Source organism: Actinoalloteichus spitiensis RMV-1378 (assembly GCF_000239155.1).
In the GTDB taxonomy this organism is placed as follows: Bacteria; Actinomycetota; Actinomycetes; order Mycobacteriales; family Pseudonocardiaceae; genus Actinoalloteichus_B; species Actinoalloteichus_B spitiensis.
Window position 1 is genome coordinate 1 of the sequence record NZ_AGVX02000048.1, and the last position, 16,508, is coordinate 16,508.

Sequence of the window (16,508 nt, forward strand, 5' to 3'; positions counted from 1 at the left end):
GCACGTTCCGCTTCCTCGACGACGTCTTCACCGAATACGCCGCCCTGTGCGAGCCCGACCGAGTGGCACCACCGGCATCGAGGTTGCCGTACCGGGACTACCTGGCGTGGCTCAGGAAGCGGAACATCTCCGAAAGCCTCGAGTTCTGGCGTCGGACGTTGTCCGGGTTCGACGAGCCCACCCCCCTGCCCTACGACCGGGCCCCCGAGCGGGCGCACCGCTCGCAGTCCAGTGCCCGGTGGGATGTCGAACTGCCCGCCGAGCTCAGCACGGCGGTGGCCGGGTTCGTGCGGGAGCAGCGGGTCACGGTGAACGCGGTGGTGCAGGCCGCGTGGGCCCTGCTGCTGTCCCGGCACGCGGGCACCTCGGAGGTCGTGTTCGGGGCGACGGTGTCGGGTCGGCCGGCGGACCTGCCCGGGGCGGAGGACATCCTCGGGTTGTTCATCAACACGCTGCCGGTGCGCATCCGCGTGGACGAGGACCGGTCGGTGGGGTCGTGGGTGCGGTCGGTGCAGGCCGGGCAGGCCGAGGCGCGGGCGCATGACCACGTGGCGTTGACCGAGATCCCCACCGAGGTGCCGGCGGGGGTGTCGCTGTTCGACAGTCTGATCATTTTCGAGAACTACCCGCTGGACGAGCGGACCGCGTCGCGGCACGGGCTGAGCATCGACCAGGTCAGCACCGTCGAGACGACGAACTACCCCCTCACCCTGGTCGCCTCGGCGAAACCGGATGACGTCCAGCTCCTTCTCGCGTACGACTCCGCGCTCTTCCGGGCTGCCACCGCGCGACGGCTGGCCGAGCGGCTCGTCCGGGCGCTCACCAACCTCACGACCACTCCAGAGGGGCGGGTGTCCGAGCTGGACGTCCACTCCGAGGTGGACCGTCGACGGCTCGCGGAGTGGAGCGGAACGGACCGACCCGCGCTGACCGGGCTCCCGGTCGTGGCGATGATCTCCGAGCAGGCCAGGCGAACCCCGGAAGCGACCGCCGTGCACGACGGAGACCTCACCCTCACGTACGCGGAACTCGACAGCCGTTCCCGTCGACTGGCGCACCACCTCCGGGCCCGCGGCGTCGGACCCGAGTGTCGGGTGGCGCTCCTGCTTCCCCGGTCGGTGGACCTGGTGCTCGCATCGCTGGCGGTGTGGCACGCCGGAGGCGCGTTCGTGCCCGTCGACCCCACCCAGCCTCGGGAACGGATCGACTTCCTCCTCACGGACAGCGCACCACGCCTCGTGATCACCGGGACGTCCCCCGACCTGGACGTGCCGTCGGCGGTGGCCGATCGCGTGGTGACCGTCGACGCGATCCGGTCCGAGCCCGGCACCGAGGTACCGAACACCGTTCCGGAGACGCCCTTGTCGTTCCGGACCTCGGCGTACGTGACCTACACCTCCGGTTCCACCGGCCAGCCCAAGGGCGTCGTCGTCACCCACCAGGGGCTGGCGAGCTTGGCGGCCGCGCATGTGGAGACCCTGCGCCTGGACGGCACGTCCCGAGTCCTTCAGTTCGTCGCTCCCAGCTTCGACGTGTCCGTCGCTGACCTGCTGATGACCCTGACCTCCGGGGCCGCCCTGGTGCTGGCCCCGCCAAACCCGCCGCTGGGCGCCGAGCTGACCACGCTCCTGGGGGACCGGTCCATCACTCACGCGATGATTCCCGTTACGGCGCTGGCGACCGTGGATCCTGATGGTGCCGGTGCGCTGCGGGTCGTCGCGACGGGCGGCGAGGCGGTCGGCGCTGACCTCGTGCGCCGGTGGCAGGCCGCCGGCGTGTCCTTCGTGAACTGCTACGGCCCCACGGAGACGACGGTGTCGGCGAGCATAGGACTCCTGCCGCACGAGCCGGACGGCGTCCCGGACATGGGGGCACCAACCCCGAACACGCGCGTCTACCTGCTGAACTCCGCGCTGCGGCTGGCTCCCGTTGGCGTTCCCGCCGAGCTGTACGTCTCGGGCGACGGGGTCGCGCGTGGCTACCTGAACAGGCCGGCCCTGACCGCCGACCGCTTCGTGGCCAACCCCTTCGGCACGTCCGGCACTCGGCTCTACCGAACCGGCGACATCGTGCGGTGGCGAGCCGACGGCCGGCTCGAGTTCGTGGGGCGGGCTGACAACCAGGTGAAGTTGCGCGGTTTCCGCATCGAACCCGGCGAGGTCGAACACGCGTTGGCCGGCCACCCCGACGTGTCGGCCGCGTCGGTGGTGGTGCGCGAGGACCAGCCCGGCCACCGACAGCTCGTTGGGTACGCCGTGCCCTCCGCGGCGGCGTGCCCCTCAGGGCCGGGCCTGCGCGGGTACCTCGCGGAGCGGTTGCCCGACCACTTGGTTCCCTCGGCGGTCGTCGTGCTCGACGAACTCCCACTGCTCCCGACCGGGAAGGTGGACCGGGGTGCGCTGCCCGCGCCGACCTTCTCGGAGGCGACGGGCTCGGTCGCTCCGACGACTGAGGTCGAACGTGTCCTCTGCGGGATCTGGTCGGAGGTCCTCGGGCTCGAGGAGGTGGGTGCCACCGACAACTTCTTCGCCCTCGGTGGCGATTCCATCTCCACCCTGCGCGCGGTCTCCCGCATCCAGGACGCGCTCAACCTCAGGCTGTCGCCCCGTGCGATGTTCGACCACCCGACCGTGCGCGGCCTGGCACGGATCTTGGAGCAGCCTGCCGAGGAACCGGTGGAGGAACGCATCGAACGGGTCGACCGCTCCGGTCCGCTGCCGTTGTCGCCGGCCCAGCAGCGGTTGTGGTTCCTCGACGAGTTCGCTCCGGGGTCCGTGGAGCACAACACCGGCATCGGTCTGCGCCTCCTCGGCGAACTCGACCTGTCGGCCTTGCGCGCCGCGCTCACCAGGCTGGTGGAGCGCCACGAGATCCTGCGGACCACGTTCGTCACCCAGGACGGCGAGGGGACGCAGGTCGTCGGCCCGGCCCGAGAGGTGGTCCTCGACGAGGTCGACCTGTGCGGCGCCTCCCCGGACGTGGTCGACAAGGCCGTCCGCGAGCTGGCCACCGCGCCGTTCGACCTCGCCAGCGGGCCCCTGCTGCGGCCCACCGCGCTGCGGGTCGGAAGCCGGGAGTGGGTGCTGGTCCTGGCCATGCACCACATCGTCACCGACGGCTGGTCGATGGGGGTGTTCCTGCGGGAGCTCGCCGCCTCCTACCGTGCGGTCCACCAGGGGACCGAGGACGAGCTGCCCGTGCTCCCGATCCAGTACGGCGACTTCGCCCAGTGGCAACGGGACCGGCTCTCCCGCGACTCGCTCGCCGGGCAGCTGGCCTACTGGCGGGAGCGGCTCGCGGACATCTCCCCGCTCGACCTGCCCACCGATCGTCCCCGCCCGGCGGTGCGGACCACATCGGGTGCGGTCCACACCTTCTCCGTGCCGGCCGCGCTCACCGACAAGCTCCGCTCGGTCCGGGACGACGCGACCCTGTTCATGAGCCTGACCGCGATCACCGCCCTGGTGTTCTCCAGGCACAGCGGACAGACCGACATCGCCGTCGGCACCGCCACCTCGGGCCGGGACCGGGCGGAGCTGGAGGGCCTCGTCGGGTTCTTCGTCAACACCGTCGTGCTGAGGACCCGTGTTCGGGAACGGCTGTCCTTCACGGAGTTCCTCGCCGAGGTGCGGGAGACCGTGCTGGGGGCCTTCGCCCACCAGGACGTACCCTTCAGCCGGTTGATCGACGAGCTGGCACCGGAACGGGACACCAGCCGGACGCCGCTGGTCCAGGCGATGGTGGTGCTCCAGAACGCTCCCCTGTCCGATCTCGACCTCCCGGACCTCGTGGTCGAGGACCACCCGCTGCCCAGGACTGCCGCCCAGTTCGACATCACCCTCGAGTTCGTCGAGACCCCGTCCGGGCTGGTCGCCGCCCTCGAGCACAGCACCGACCTGTTCGACGGGGAGACGGTGCGGGGTTGGGCGAGGGACTGGGTGCGCCTGGCCGAGGCCGTGACGGACACGCCGGATGTTCCGCTGGTCGGCGTCGACTCCGGGGATCGCGAGGACCTGGTCCGGGTCCTCGACCGGTGGAACCAGACCACCCGTTCCCTGCCGTCGGGGTCGTTGGTCGACCTGTTCGCGGCGTCCGTCGCGTCGGACCCCTCGGCGCTCGCGGTCGTCGGGGAGGGAGTGGCCTGGTCCTACGGAGAGCTGGACGCACGTGCGAACCAGTTGGCCCACGCGCTGGTGGACCGGGGGGTGGCGGCGGAGACCCCGGTGGCGGTGCTGCTTCCCCGTGGACCGCTCGCCGTGGTGGCGATGCTCGCCGTTCTGCGCGCCGGCGGCTACTACGTCCCGGTGGACCCGACCTACCCGCCATCCCGCGTGGAGTTCCTGGTGTCCGACAGCGGCGCCGCACTCGTGCTCACGACAGCCGACCTCCGGGACCGGGTGCCGGGTGGGGTTTCGGCGACCGTTCTCGACGACCCGGCGACGGCGGCGTCCGTGCGGGGGCGACCCTCCGAACCGCCGTCGGTCCCCCCGATCAGCTCGTCCCGCGCCGCGTACGTGATCTACACCTCCGGGTCGACGGGCCGGCCCAAGGGGGCGCTCGCCACGCATGAGGCGGTGGCCCGTGTGTGCTGGCGTCCGGAGCACCTTCCGGTCGGGCCCGGGGACGTGGTGTCCCAGGTCGCTCCGCTGTCGTTCGACGCGGCGACCCTGGAGGTGTGGGGGGCGTTGCTCAACGGGGCTGCGCTGGCGGTCCCGCCGCCGGGGCCGCTGTCCCTTCCCGAGCTCGGCGAGTACGTCGCGGCGCGCGGGGTGACCGCGCTGTGGCTGACCACCGGCCTGTTCCACGAGGTCGTCGACGGCGACCTGTCCATCCTCGCCGGACTGCGGCAGGTCTCCACGGGCGGCGACGTGGTCTCTCCTGACCACTGCCTGCGGGTGCTTCGCCGGTTCCCGGGTCTGCGACTGCTGCACGCCTACGGCCCCACGGAGAACACGGTGTTCAGCACCACGGCCGACGTGGACGTCGCCGCGGCGTCGGACGGCAGACCGTTGCCGATCGGCACACCTGTCGCGGGGACCCGCGTGTACGTGCTGGATCGGTGGATGCGGCCGGTCCCCCCGGGTGTCCCCGGCGAGCTGTACACGGCGGGCACGGGCGTGGCCAGGGGCTACGTCGATCGTCCTGGCCTGACGGCGGGCCGGTTCGTGGCCGACCCGTTCGATGCTCGGGGTGGTCGCCTCTACCGAACTGGCGATCGGGCCCGCTGGAGGCGTGACGGCCAACTGGAGTTCCTCGGCCGAGCCGACGACCAGGTGAAGCTGAGGGGCTTCCGGATCGAGCCGGGCGAGGTGGAAGCGGTGCTCGCCCGGCATCCAGCCGTGGCCGTGGCGGCGGTGGTGGTCCGGGAGGACACCCCGGGGGTCCGCAGGCTGGTGGGTTACGCGGTCCCGTCAGCGACCGGGGGAACCGGTACCGAGACGCTGGGGGCCGAGTTGCGCGACGCGGTCCGCGCCGAACTGCCCGAGTACCTGGTGCCCGCGGCCGTGGTGGTCCTGGACGCGCTTCCCCTGACTCCCAACGGGAAACCGGACCGGGCCGCACTGCCCGCACCGGAGTTCCAGGGCGGCGAGGATTTCCGGGCCCCCAGCGGTGAGACCGAGCGGACGCTCTGCCAGATCTGGTCGGAGGTGCTCGGTGTCGACCGGGTCGGGGTGGAGGACAACTTCTTCGCGCTGGGGGGTGACTCCATCCTGAGCATCCAGGTGGTGTCCCGGGCTCGGCGGGCCGGCCTGGAGCTGTCCTCGAAGGACATGTTCCTGCACCAGACGGTGGCAGCGCTCGCCAGCGCGCTTCCCGAACCCGGTTCGCTGAGGGTCCACGCGGACCAGGCCGTGGTGTCCGGTCCCGTGGACACCACGCCGGTGATCGACTGGTTCTTCGAGAGGCACCCGGTGTCCCCGGAACACTTCACGATGTCGATGGCCTACGACCTCGACGGCGACGTGGACCTAGCGGTGCTGCGCACCGCGGTGTGCGCCCTGCTGTCCCAGCACGACGGGCTGCGCATGGTCGCCGTGCGGGACGGGAACGGCGGTCACCAGCTGCGGGTGCTGCCCGAGGTGGATGTCGAGCAGGTGCTGCTGGCCGTCCGGCCCGGGGTCGGGGAGGACTTCGACCAGGTGTGGCGGGAGCGGGTCGCGACGGCGAAGTCCACTCTCGACCTGGACTCCGGGCCGCTGTTCCGGGTCGTGGTGGTGCACCACGATGCCGGTGCGCGACTGGCGGTCGTCGCGCACCACCTGGTGGTCGACGGGGTCTCCTGGCGCATCCTGCTGGGTGACCTCGTCGCAGCCTACGACGCGGCGGTCGCCGGGAAGCCCGTGGACCTGGGGCCGAAGACGACGTCCTTCCAGCAGTGGGCCGCCCGGCTGTCGGACCACACCAGGCGGGGCGGGTTCGACGACCAGCGGGACTACTGGACGGCAGCGACCGGCCCCGGGGTTTGCCTCGACCTTCCCGTCGACGACCCCGGCGGGAACAACACGGCCGGCTCCATGCGGATGCTGTCGGTGTCGCTGTCGGAGCGGGACACCGCGGTGCTGTTGCAGCGGGTCCCGGGTCGCTACCGCACCCAGATCAACGATGTGCTGTTGGCGGGGCTGGCCCGGACATTGCGCGGCTGGACGGGCCGGGACCGCGTGGCGGTGAACCTGGAGAGCCACGGGCGGGAGGAGCTGTTCGAGGACGTCGATCTCTCCCGCACGGTCGGCTGGTTCACCTCGATCCACCCGGTCGCCCTCCGGCTCCCGGAGGACGAGGGATGGTCGGCGACCCTCCGGGCGGTGAAGTCCCAACTCCGCGCGGTACCCGACCGAGGGGTCGGCTACGGTGCCCTGCGCCACCTCACCGGTTCACCGGGCACGTTGCCCACCCACGACAGCCCGAGGATCAGCTTCAACTACCACGGGCAGTTCGCCGTGGAGGGGCAGGGGAAGCCGGCGTCCAATCTGCTGCGGCAACGGATCGAGTGCCCCGGGGACGACCACCACCCGGACGAGCAGCGGGCTCACCTGATCGACGTGGTGGGTGCCGTCGAGGAGGGAAGGCTGGTGTTCACCTGGGGCTACTCCGGTGAACTGCACCGCACGGAGACCATCCGCTCGTTGGCGGAGGAGATGAACGGCTGGTTGCTGTCCCTCGTCGAGACCTGCGCCACCGAACGGCGCGAGGGCTGAGCCCCTGCTGGCTCCTCGGCGCGTGGCCGGGGGCTGCTCCGCGTGATGGGGAGCCGCCCCCGGCAGGGGTCACGGGGGACGCCGTGGACCTCGCGCGGAGGGGAGGTCACCTCCACTCGGGCGTGATCACCCCGAAGGCCATCAGGACGAGCGTGCCGAGGATGGCCGTGCCGAACAGGATGCGGGTGATCGGGTTGGCGAGGTTGAACGTCCAGCCGAAACCCATCCTCCTGGGTACCAGGATCGCCGGGTCCTCGCGGTTGGAGTACATCATGTCCCCTCGCCAGAAGCGGTCGTCGTCCCGTTGCACCAGGCCGCTGTCCTCCTCCGGCTGGTCGGGGACGGCAACCCTGCTGCCGGCCGGTCCGACCCGGACCAGCAGGAAACCCACGACGGCGACCGCGAGGAGGGCCGGTGCCACCGTGACGAGCAGTACGACGGTGGTCTGGTCGTGCCTGCCGGTCCACATCACCCACGAGAGCCCGCCCAAGACGAGGTTCAGCGCGGCGAGCACCAGGACGAGACCCCGACTGGTCTGGGTGAGGTAACGCCGGTATCGCCGAGCACTGGTGTCCGGCTGTGCGGGGTCGATGTCACCGCGTGAGCGCAGGATCCCGGCGGTCAACCCCAGCACGAGGCCCGTCTGCGCCGCCTGGAGGAGCACCAGGGCGAAGGCCGTCAGGGCCGAGGTTCCGACCTCGGTCGTCGCGTCCACGCCGCCAGACGCGGGCATCACCAAGGTGTCGGGCAGCGTCGGGTACGTCAGGACACCCACCACGGTGGTCGCGAGAAGGACAGCCAGTGCGGGTGACGTCCAGAGCCACGGGAAGGGGACCGGGTCCGTGCGCAGTGTGGTGTCCGCCGCCACGCCCTGTCGTCGGCCCTCGTACCAGCCATCCCGGCGCTTGGCGGTGGTGATCGCGCGACTCGCCTGGTGCCACACCACTCCGGTCGCCATCAACAGGGCGACACCCGTCAGCCCGTACACGATCCGGGGGTCCACCACCTGGCCGAGCGCCATCGAGGAGATGACAACGACCAGTACGACGGCGGAAAGCCGGTTCCGGTAAAGACGTCGTTGTTCCACGATCACCGGATCGTCCACCCTGTCCGGTGGGACTCGAACGGAGAAGGGCACCGTCTTCCGGGACAGAATGGGAGTGGGAGCCACAAGCAGGACCGCACCCAGCGCGAGCGGGACGCCGATCTGCTCCAGCAGGTTGGTGAACAAGGGGAGTGCCTATCTGTTGCTTCGATCGCGCGGCAGGTTTTCGATGCTACGGTCGGCCGAGTCGCACGGGCAACGTCGCGGTGCGGAACTCGAGCGGGTTTTGGTGTCAGCCGAAGCGATGTGCCGGTGCCTGATCCGGCGGGCGGGATGGCGGTACCAGCGGGAATTCCCCACCTCGGGCCGGTGGAGGTGTTCGGATCGCCGTTCTCGCACCAGCGCGATATCCACCCGTTGCCGATCACGACGAGGTCACGTGCCCGAGCATGAGCGGGAGCCGCCATTTCGGAGGGGGTCCGCCGGGAACACCCCGGTGGAACCGCCCTGGTCATGGCGCTCGGCTCAGCAGCGGGGCGCAGGGGATGTGAGAACGGTGTCCACGAGGAGGGTGGCGAGCCGCTCCGAGTGCTCCCCGACTCCGTTCATCGCGATCACGACTTCGCTGTCACCGTTCTCCGTGACCGCCGTGTGGTGGTGGAAGCCGAGAATGTTCCCGTCGTGTCCCCAACACCCCCCGCCCTGGGCCATCGGCCGCCAGAAGATCCCCAGGCCGTAGTGGGCCTCGGCGGTGCTTCCCGGGGCGCGGGCCGGGACGGTTCGCAGCATTTCCGCCAGCTCCGCCGGCCCGAGCAGCCGCCCACCCAGCAGGGCGCGGAAGAACCTTCCCAGATCGTCGGTGGTGCTGATCAACGAGCCAGCCGCGTCCGCCCACGACGGGTTGAACAGCGTGGTGTTCACCGGGCTTCCCGCACCGGGGAACCGGTCGTAGCTCTCGGTGTGCGGGCCCATCACGAAGGGGAAGTCGCCGGGGGCGGCGGTCCCGGTCAGTTCCAGTCGCCGGATGATCCGCTGCCGGACCTCGGCGTCCCAGGAGTTCCCGGTCACCCTGCGCACGAGCATCCCCAGCAGGACGTAGTTGATGTCGCGGTACCGCCACCTGGTTCCCGGCGCGCACTCCGCGTCGTGCCGCAGGGCGAGATCCACCAACTGCTCCGGCCGGTAGGAGCGGAAACGGCGGGCGGCGAACTGGGCGGCGTCGTGGAGTTGGTCGAGGTCCTGGCGGAAGTCCGCGAGACCGCTGGTCTCCTGGAGCAGGTGCCGCACGGTGATGTCGGCCGCGTGGTCTGTGCCGTCCAGGACGCCGGGCAACCAACGCGCCACCGGCGCGTCGAGGGTCAGGCGACGTTCCGCCACCAACTGGAGGACGACAACGGCGACGAACGCCCGGGTGGCCCCGCCGATGCGGAAGCGCGCGTTGAAGGGGATCGCGGGAGCGGTGTCCGTCCCCCGGTTGCGGGCCTTGACCGTGTTGTCCCCGACCCGGTGGTGGATGAGGACGGCCGGGACGCCCGAATGGTGCAGGTCGTCGGCGGCGTTCTCCAGGAGGGCGTTGCGGTCGCCCCAGGACCGGGGCGTTTCCGTCGGAGGAACTCCCGCCCAGTCCGGGCGGGTGAGGGCGTCGGCTGCCACCGACGGGTGGGGGATCGGGGCGTCCAGGCGGGTGGTTCGGGTGACACGGGCAGACGACATGTTCCGCTCCTCGGGTTCGCGCGCCGACGTCGACGCGGGCTTCGTCACATCCGCGAGCTGGGTTGCGTGTGCTCGGTCCGTGCTGTTTGTTGTAGTAGTTATAGATCAAAGTACATCCTTGTCGCAAGCCGGGGAGGAGGGTATGGGTGCGGCGGTGGCCTCCAGCCCTCATGCTTCCGGTGCCCACAACTGTCTCGTTCGGACGAAACAGACCCGTGTTCTGACCGGGAAAACCCTTCGATCGGGTGAGTGATGGGGGAGGCCCGCAGGCTGCTCGGGCGTGACCGCGAGTACCGGTGGTGGCACGCCCAACCGCGCGGCTGGACCACCCCCGGGAGGTTCAGGAGCGGGCGAGCGGCGGGGGCACCGCACGCCGCCCGTTCCTCACCTGGTCACCCTCGTGCGGGTCCCCCGGAACGGCGGAGGCGCCGTCGCGAGCGCGTGGCGCCCTGGCCCGAGGACCGGAAGCCCCGCCCGGACACGACGGACATCAGGGCGGGCGGGTCCGCTCGAGGGGAGGAGGAGTACCGGTCGCGGTGCGCTCGTGGCCACGACATCCACCCCGAGGGCCGTGAGAAGGCGGGACCCACACCGACCGTGGCGGTGACGCGGTGAGGTGCGATGGCGGCGGAGGTTCGATGCGGCGATCGCGGGTGGCGCCGTCGCGGTGAGCCCGCGAGGTCTCCTCAGGCGGGTGGGATCATCTCGACCCAGTGGAGCGGGGAGCCATCTCCGGTCTCGACCCGGCTGGGCGGAGAAGAGAGAAACGCCTGGACCATCGCTGGTCCAGGCGTGACGATCAGAGGGCGGACGCCGCCCGGTGGCGCGCGTGCACCTGCTCGAGGACGCGCACGGCCGTCGCCGTCCCGTCCTCACCCCGCAGCTTCTCCGCGAGCCTGCTGGCGTTCTCCGCCAGGGACGCGTCCGACGTGGCCTGCCGGATCGCGGCCGCCAGGGTGGGAACGTCCAACTTGCTCTGCCGGATCGGAGGAGTCGACACGCCGTGGGAATGGGCCAGGTCGGCCCAGTACAACTGTTCCAGGTGGAACGGGCAGGCGACCTGGGGTACGCCGGCGACCAGAGCCGCGTTCATGGTGCCGGTACCGCCCGCGTGCACCGCGGCTCGTACCCTGGGGAACAGCCAGTCGTAGGGCACCTCGTCGAGGACCAGCACGTTCTCCGGAGGATCGGTGATCTCCAACCCACCCCATCCCGTGCCCACGATCGCGCGGTGACCGCTGGCGCGGATCGCGTCCATCACGATCTTGCCCCGGTCGGCCGGTTCGCCCTTCCGCAGGCTCCCGAAGCCGACGAACACCGGCTTCTCCCCGGCCTCCAGGAAGTCCACGAGTTCGGCGGGCGGCGACCAGTCGGGCTTCGCGGGGAGGAACCAGAACCCGGTGTTGTGTACGGTCTCCGGCCAGTCGGCCGACGGAGTGATCACGTGCGGGCTGAAGCCGTGCAGCACGGTCACGGGTTGCCCATCCGCCCGCACGAGGCGGTTGTGCTGTCCCTTCCGAGGTGGGAGCCCCAGGGTCTCCCGCCGCCAGGCTTCGATGTCCTTCTTCTTCTGCTGGAAGAACGGCACGAGCCGGTGGCTGAGGCGGTTCACCCACGGCGACCGCGTGCGGCCTGGCTTGAGCAACTGGCTGTTGTAGTCACCCGAGGGGACGAAGTGGGGGTGCAACGCCGCGATCACCGAGGGAACACCGAGTTTCTCCGCGATCTGGTGACCGTGATCCAACGGGTTGTGCGGGTGGATCACCACGTCCACGTCTCCCGCCGCGGCGGCACCGTCCGACATGTCCTTGAGGAGGCGCGGGAACACCTCGTCCTGGACCTGCTTGAGCTTCTGGATCGCTGCCTTGCGCACGTCCTTGGGAACCTGCGCCAGATCGTCACCGGTCGTCATCACCACCTGCTGGACCACCGGGTCCTCCAGCTGGAGTTTCACGATCCAGTCGTCACGCGGGATGAACTCGATCCCGTAGTCCGCCGCGTAGGACTCGCAATTCGCGCTCGCGCACAGGACCGCCTCGTGTCCCGCCCGCGTCAGGGCGTGCGCCAGCGCCAGGTAGGGCTGGATGTCGCCCCGCGATCCGAACGCGTAGATAAGTGCCTTCACCTGCTGAATCCCCTTGGCCGTCTGTGAGGCGCGACTGCGCGCTCGTGGTGCACGGACTCTCCTCCGGTCCCGCGGACCCGTCGGCAGGAGAAGCACTTCCCCGGCCGGCCGCAGAAATTCCGTGTGGTGGAATGGCATCCACCGAGGCGATTTCCCGGGAACGTACGGGGCCGGTACCGCCGTCGACAAGCCGGTTTGACGACAGTCGAAGTTGAGGTGCCGCGTCCTGGTCGCATCCTCGTCGGGGAGAGGAACCGCCGACGAGACCAGTCCCGACCACAAGCGCGCCGACGTGCGTCAGCGGCGACCGGGGCGGGATGCCCCACCGCGCCGGTTCCGACTGGAACCGGCTGCTCACGCCGATCGCCGGACCCGGAGGCAGGAACCTCCGATGCCCCCGGCGCCAGGCCCACCGCCGCCGACGGCTTCCCCGGCCGCGGTGGGACCAGTCCGGTTCGACGCGCGGCGCGCCGCTCTCCTGGTACCCCTCGCCAGCTGATTTTTCAATCAGGGCAAAGGTGGTTTTCCCCGCCCGCCCGCGTGCATAGGTTGGACCACCGTTGACTGGACACCCCTGGCCGGGAGGTTGCGTTGCCGGAACCGCCCTGGAACCACGCAAGGGTGTGCGTTCACCGGAAATAGCGATCCCGCGGCAGGGGTAGGAGATCAGGCACATGATCAGCGAGGTGGTACAGGAAACCGTCCGGCGCGCCCGAGCCGCCCAGTCGGAGGTCGCGTTCTGGAGCCAGGAACGCGTGGACGAGGCGGTCGTCGCCGTGGGCTGGCACTGCTACCGCGAGGACAACGCCCGGCAACTGGCCACCCTCGGCCACGAGGAGACACGGCTCGGCGATCCGGAACACCTGTACCTGATGCAGCGGCGGCGCGTCCTCGGCGTGCTGAGGGACCTGCACGGCGTCCGCACGGTTGGGCTCGTCGAGGACCTGCCGGAACTCGGGCTCCAGCGCATCGCCAAACCGCTGGGCGTCATCGCGGCGGCGAGCCCGGCCACCGCCCCGAGCCCCGGCATCGTCTGCAACGCCCTCCCCATGCTCAAGACCCGCAACGCGGTGGTCTTCAGCCCCAACCCGAGGGCGCGCTCCGCCTCCCTCGCGACGGTCGGGATCATGCGCGCCGCCCTCGCCGCGGTCGGAGCCCCGGTCGACCTCGTCCAGTGCCTGGAGGAGCCGGGACGCGCCCAGGCCGAGGAGTTGATGGCAGCGGCGGACTACGTCGTGGCCGTCGGCGGCGCCGGCACGGTTCGCCGCGCGTACCTGAGCGGCACGCCCGCCATCGGCGCGGGAGTGGGCAACGCCACGGTGATCGTCGACGAGACGGCGGACCTGGCGTCGGCGGCGGAGCTGATCGCCAGCGGGGCTGGGTTCAACAACGGCACCTCCTGCTCCTCCGAGAGCAACGTCCTCGTCCACCACGAGGTCGCCGACCGGTTCCGGGCCGAACTCGCCGGACGTGGAGCCCACCTGTGTGACGACGGCGAGGCCCGTGCGCTCCGCACCCTGTTGTGGCCGGACGACCGCACCCTCAACAGGGATGCGATCGGGCGAACCCCGGCCGAGCTGGCCCGCGAGGCCGGGATCCGGCTCGAGGAGCCGGACAAGGTGACCGTGCTCGTCCTGCCCTGCGCTGACCCCGAGCGGGACAGTCCGGTGTTGCGCGAGAAGATCTCGCCGCTGCTCACCGTGGCGACCTACCGCGACTTCGACGAAGCGGTCCGGCTCGTCGGGAGCATCCTCCACCGGTGCGGTCGGGGGCACAGCTGCGGCATCCACAGCTCCCGTGACGACCGCGTCCGCAGACTCGCCGAGCAGATCGAAACCTGCCGGGTCGCGGTGAACCAGTCCACGATGTCCAACACCGGCAGCTTCGACAACGGAGTACCGTTCACGACGACGTTGTCCAGCGGGAGCTGGGGTGGCGGAAGTGTGTCCGGCAACGTCACCTGGCGCCACTTCCTCAACCACACGACGGTCTCCAGGCCCATCGCCCCGGCCGTCCCGGACGAGCGGATGATCTTCGGGGCACACTGGGAGCGGTATCCGGCGTGACCGGACCACCTCACGCCGGATACCGACGTCCACGACACCGAGAGATAGGGGCCGCAAGGGCATGAGCGACGCCGCCGAGACCCTCGCCACCGAGCGCGACCACGTCTTCCACTCCTGGTCGGCGCAGGGGGCGGTGAACCCGCTGTCCATCGCCGGGGGCGAGGGGTGCTGGTTCTGGGACCACGACGGGAACCGGTACCTGGACTTCGCCTCCCAACTGGTCAACCTGAACCTCGGCCACCGGCACCCCCGGCTCCTGGCCGCCATCCGGGACCAGGCCGAGCGGCTCTGCACCGTGGCACCGCAGTTCGGCAACGAGACGCGGTCCACCCTGGCCCGCCTGATCGCGGAACGCGCGCCGGGCGACCTCGACGCCGTGTTCTTCACCAACGGGGGCACGGAGGCCGTCGAGCACGCGGTGCGGATGGCCAGGCTGCACACCGGCCGCCACAAAATCCTCTCCGCCTACCGCTCCTACCACGGGGCGACGGCCGGTTCCATCACGCTGACCGGCGACCCGAGGCGGTGGGCGAACGAGCCGGGTGTGCCCGGCGTGGCCCGCTTCTTCGGCCCGCACCTCTACCGGTCCGCCTTCCACGCCACCACGGAGGAGGAGGAGAGCGACCGCGCGCTCCGCCACCTCGCCGAGGTCATCCAGTTCGAGGGGCCGGACACGGTCGCCGCCGTCCTGCTCGAACCGGTCGTGGGCACCAACGGCGTGCTCGTCCCCCCGCCGGGGTACCTGGCGGGAGTGCGGGAACTCTGCGACCGGCACGGCATCCTGCTCATCTCCGACGAGGTGATGGTGGGGTTCGGCCGGGTCGGGGAGTGGTTCGCGGTGGACGCCTGGGACGTCGTCCCCGACCTGATCACCTTCGCGAAGGGGGTGAACTCCGGTTACGTCCCGCTGGGCGGCGTGGTCATCTCCCGGCGGATCGCCGGCACGTTCACCGACCGGGCCTACCCGGGAGGACTGACCTACTCGGGTCATCCACTCGCCTGCGCCGCCGGGGTCGCCTCCATCGAGGTGTTCGAGGAGACCGACCTGCTGCGCCGGGTGCGGCGCCTGGGCTCGGAGGTCGTCGAACCGGCGCTGCGAGAGCTCGCCGAGCGCCACCCCTCCGTCGGGCACGTGCGCGGGCGAGGCCTGTTCTGGGCGGTGGAGTTGGTGCGGGACAGGGAGACGCGGGAGCCCCTCGTGCCGTTCAACGCCAGCGGGGCCGACGCGGCCCCGATGAACCAGCTGGCGGCGGCGGTGCGGGAGAACGGGGTCTGGCCGTTCGTGAACATGAACAGGCTGCACATCGCGCCGCCGCTGGTGATCAGCGAGGAGGAGCTGGCGCTGGGGCTCAAGGCCCTCGACGACGCCCTCGCGGTCACCGACGCCCTGACGAGCTGACCTCCCGACCGACCGAGCGGTCGACGCAGCCACGTCGACCCGCCGCCACCGAGCCCACGCCCGCCGACGAGATCACGACAGACAGGGGTAGGACATGCCGACCGCGGACATCAACGGCATCAGCGTCCCGTACGAGGATGTGGGCCACGGTGAGCCCGTCGTGCTCGTCATGGGGTCCGGTTCCAGCGGGCGAGCGTGGCACCTGCACCAGGTGCCCGCCCTGGTGGCGGCGGGTTACCGGGTCATCACCTTCGACAACCGGGGGAGTTCGCCCAGCACCCGGGACCTGGTCGGGTTCACCGTCGAGGACCTGGTGGCCGACACCGTCGGGCTCGTCGAGCACCTGCGGCTCGGGCCCTGCCGGCTGGTGGGGACCTCGATGGGAGCCCATGTCGTGCAGGAACTCCTCGTGACCCGGGCCGACCTGGCGAGCCAGGCGGTGCTGATGGCGACGCGAGGACGCACCGATGCCATGCGGCGGTTCGCCGCCCTGGCCGAGCGGGAGCAGGTCGACAGCGGAGTCGAGCTGCCGGCCCGCTACGCGGCCTCGATCCGCGCCATGCAGGTGCTCTCACCGGCAACCCTGAACGACGACCAGAAGTGCCAGGACTGGCTGGACATCTTCGAGATGGTGCCCGCCGAACACTCCAAGGGCTACCGGGCGCAGTTGGACCTCGACATCATCCCGGACCGGCTGGCCGCCTACCGGTCGATCACCACGCCCACGCTGGTGATCGGTTTCGCCGACGACCTCGTCCTCCCGCCGCACCTCTGCCGCGAGGTCGCCGACGCCATTCCGGCCGCCCGGTACGTCGAGCTGGCGGACTCCGGCCACTACGGGTACCTGGAGCGACCGGAGGCGGTCAACGCCGAGTTGGTCTCGTTCTTCGCCGAGCACCCTCCGCGCTGACCGGCTCCCCGGCGCCGCTCCACCGAGGACGTCGCCGCCGCCGCTGCCCGCCCA

General features: G+C 70.9%; 7 protein-coding genes. 4 read left to right on the top strand and 3 right to left on the bottom strand.

Annotated elements, in window-relative coordinates; genetic code table 11:
- Nucleotides 1-7,196: non-ribosomal peptide synthetase (locus ACTIDRAF_RS26920; protein WP_016697182.1), on the top strand; the 7,196-nt coding region annotated here is incomplete at its 5' end.
- Between the two features lie 106 nt (nt 7,197-7,302).
- Here the strand turns inward: ACTIDRAF_RS26920 and ACTIDRAF_RS0202710 are convergent.
- The 3 genes from ACTIDRAF_RS0202710 to ACTIDRAF_RS0202725 all read right to left on the bottom strand — a co-directional run bounded on the left by ACTIDRAF_RS0202710 (nt 7,303) and on the right by ACTIDRAF_RS0202725 (nt 12,079).
- Nucleotides 7,303-8,427: a DUF1648 domain-containing protein gene (locus ACTIDRAF_RS0202710; protein WP_016697183.1), complete on the bottom strand. Its 1,125-nt coding sequence runs from the start codon at nt 8,425-8,427 to the stop codon at nt 7,303-7,305.
- A gap of 339 nt (nt 8,428-8,766) precedes the next feature.
- Nucleotides 8,767-9,954, bottom strand: coding sequence for a serine hydrolase domain-containing protein (locus ACTIDRAF_RS26925; protein ID WP_016697184.1), 1,188 nt, complete (start codon nt 9,952-9,954; stop codon nt 8,767-8,769).
- 799 nt (nt 9,955-10,753) lie between these two features.
- Complete coding sequence (locus tag ACTIDRAF_RS0202725) at nt 10,754-12,079, bottom strand: glycosyltransferase (RefSeq protein ID WP_016697185.1); 1,326 nt, start codon at nt 12,077-12,079, stop codon at nt 10,754-10,756.
- A gap of 674 nt (nt 12,080-12,753) precedes the next feature.
- On the opposite strand from ACTIDRAF_RS0202725, the gene ACTIDRAF_RS0202730 reads away from it, so the two are divergent.
- The 3 genes from ACTIDRAF_RS0202730 to ACTIDRAF_RS0202740 all read left to right on the top strand — a co-directional run bounded on the left by ACTIDRAF_RS0202730 (nt 12,754) and on the right by ACTIDRAF_RS0202740 (nt 16,454).
- Nucleotides 12,754-14,145 carry an aldehyde dehydrogenase family protein gene (locus ACTIDRAF_RS0202730; RefSeq protein ID WP_016697186.1) on the top strand — a complete coding sequence of 464 codons (1,392 nt, stop codon included), beginning with the start codon at nt 12,754-12,756 and terminating at the stop codon, nt 14,143-14,145.
- A gap of 61 nt (nt 14,146-14,206) precedes the next feature.
- Nucleotides 14,207-15,544, top strand: a complete 1,338-nt coding sequence (locus ACTIDRAF_RS0202735) for an aspartate aminotransferase family protein (protein ID WP_016697187.1) — start codon at nt 14,207-14,209, stop codon at nt 15,542-15,544.
- Nucleotides 15,545-15,638: 94 nt separating this feature from the next.
- Entirely contained in the window at nt 15,639-16,454 is an 816-nt protein-coding gene (locus ACTIDRAF_RS0202740; protein WP_016697188.1) for an alpha/beta fold hydrolase, read from the top strand.
- Nucleotides 16,455-16,508 lie beyond the last annotated feature (54 nt).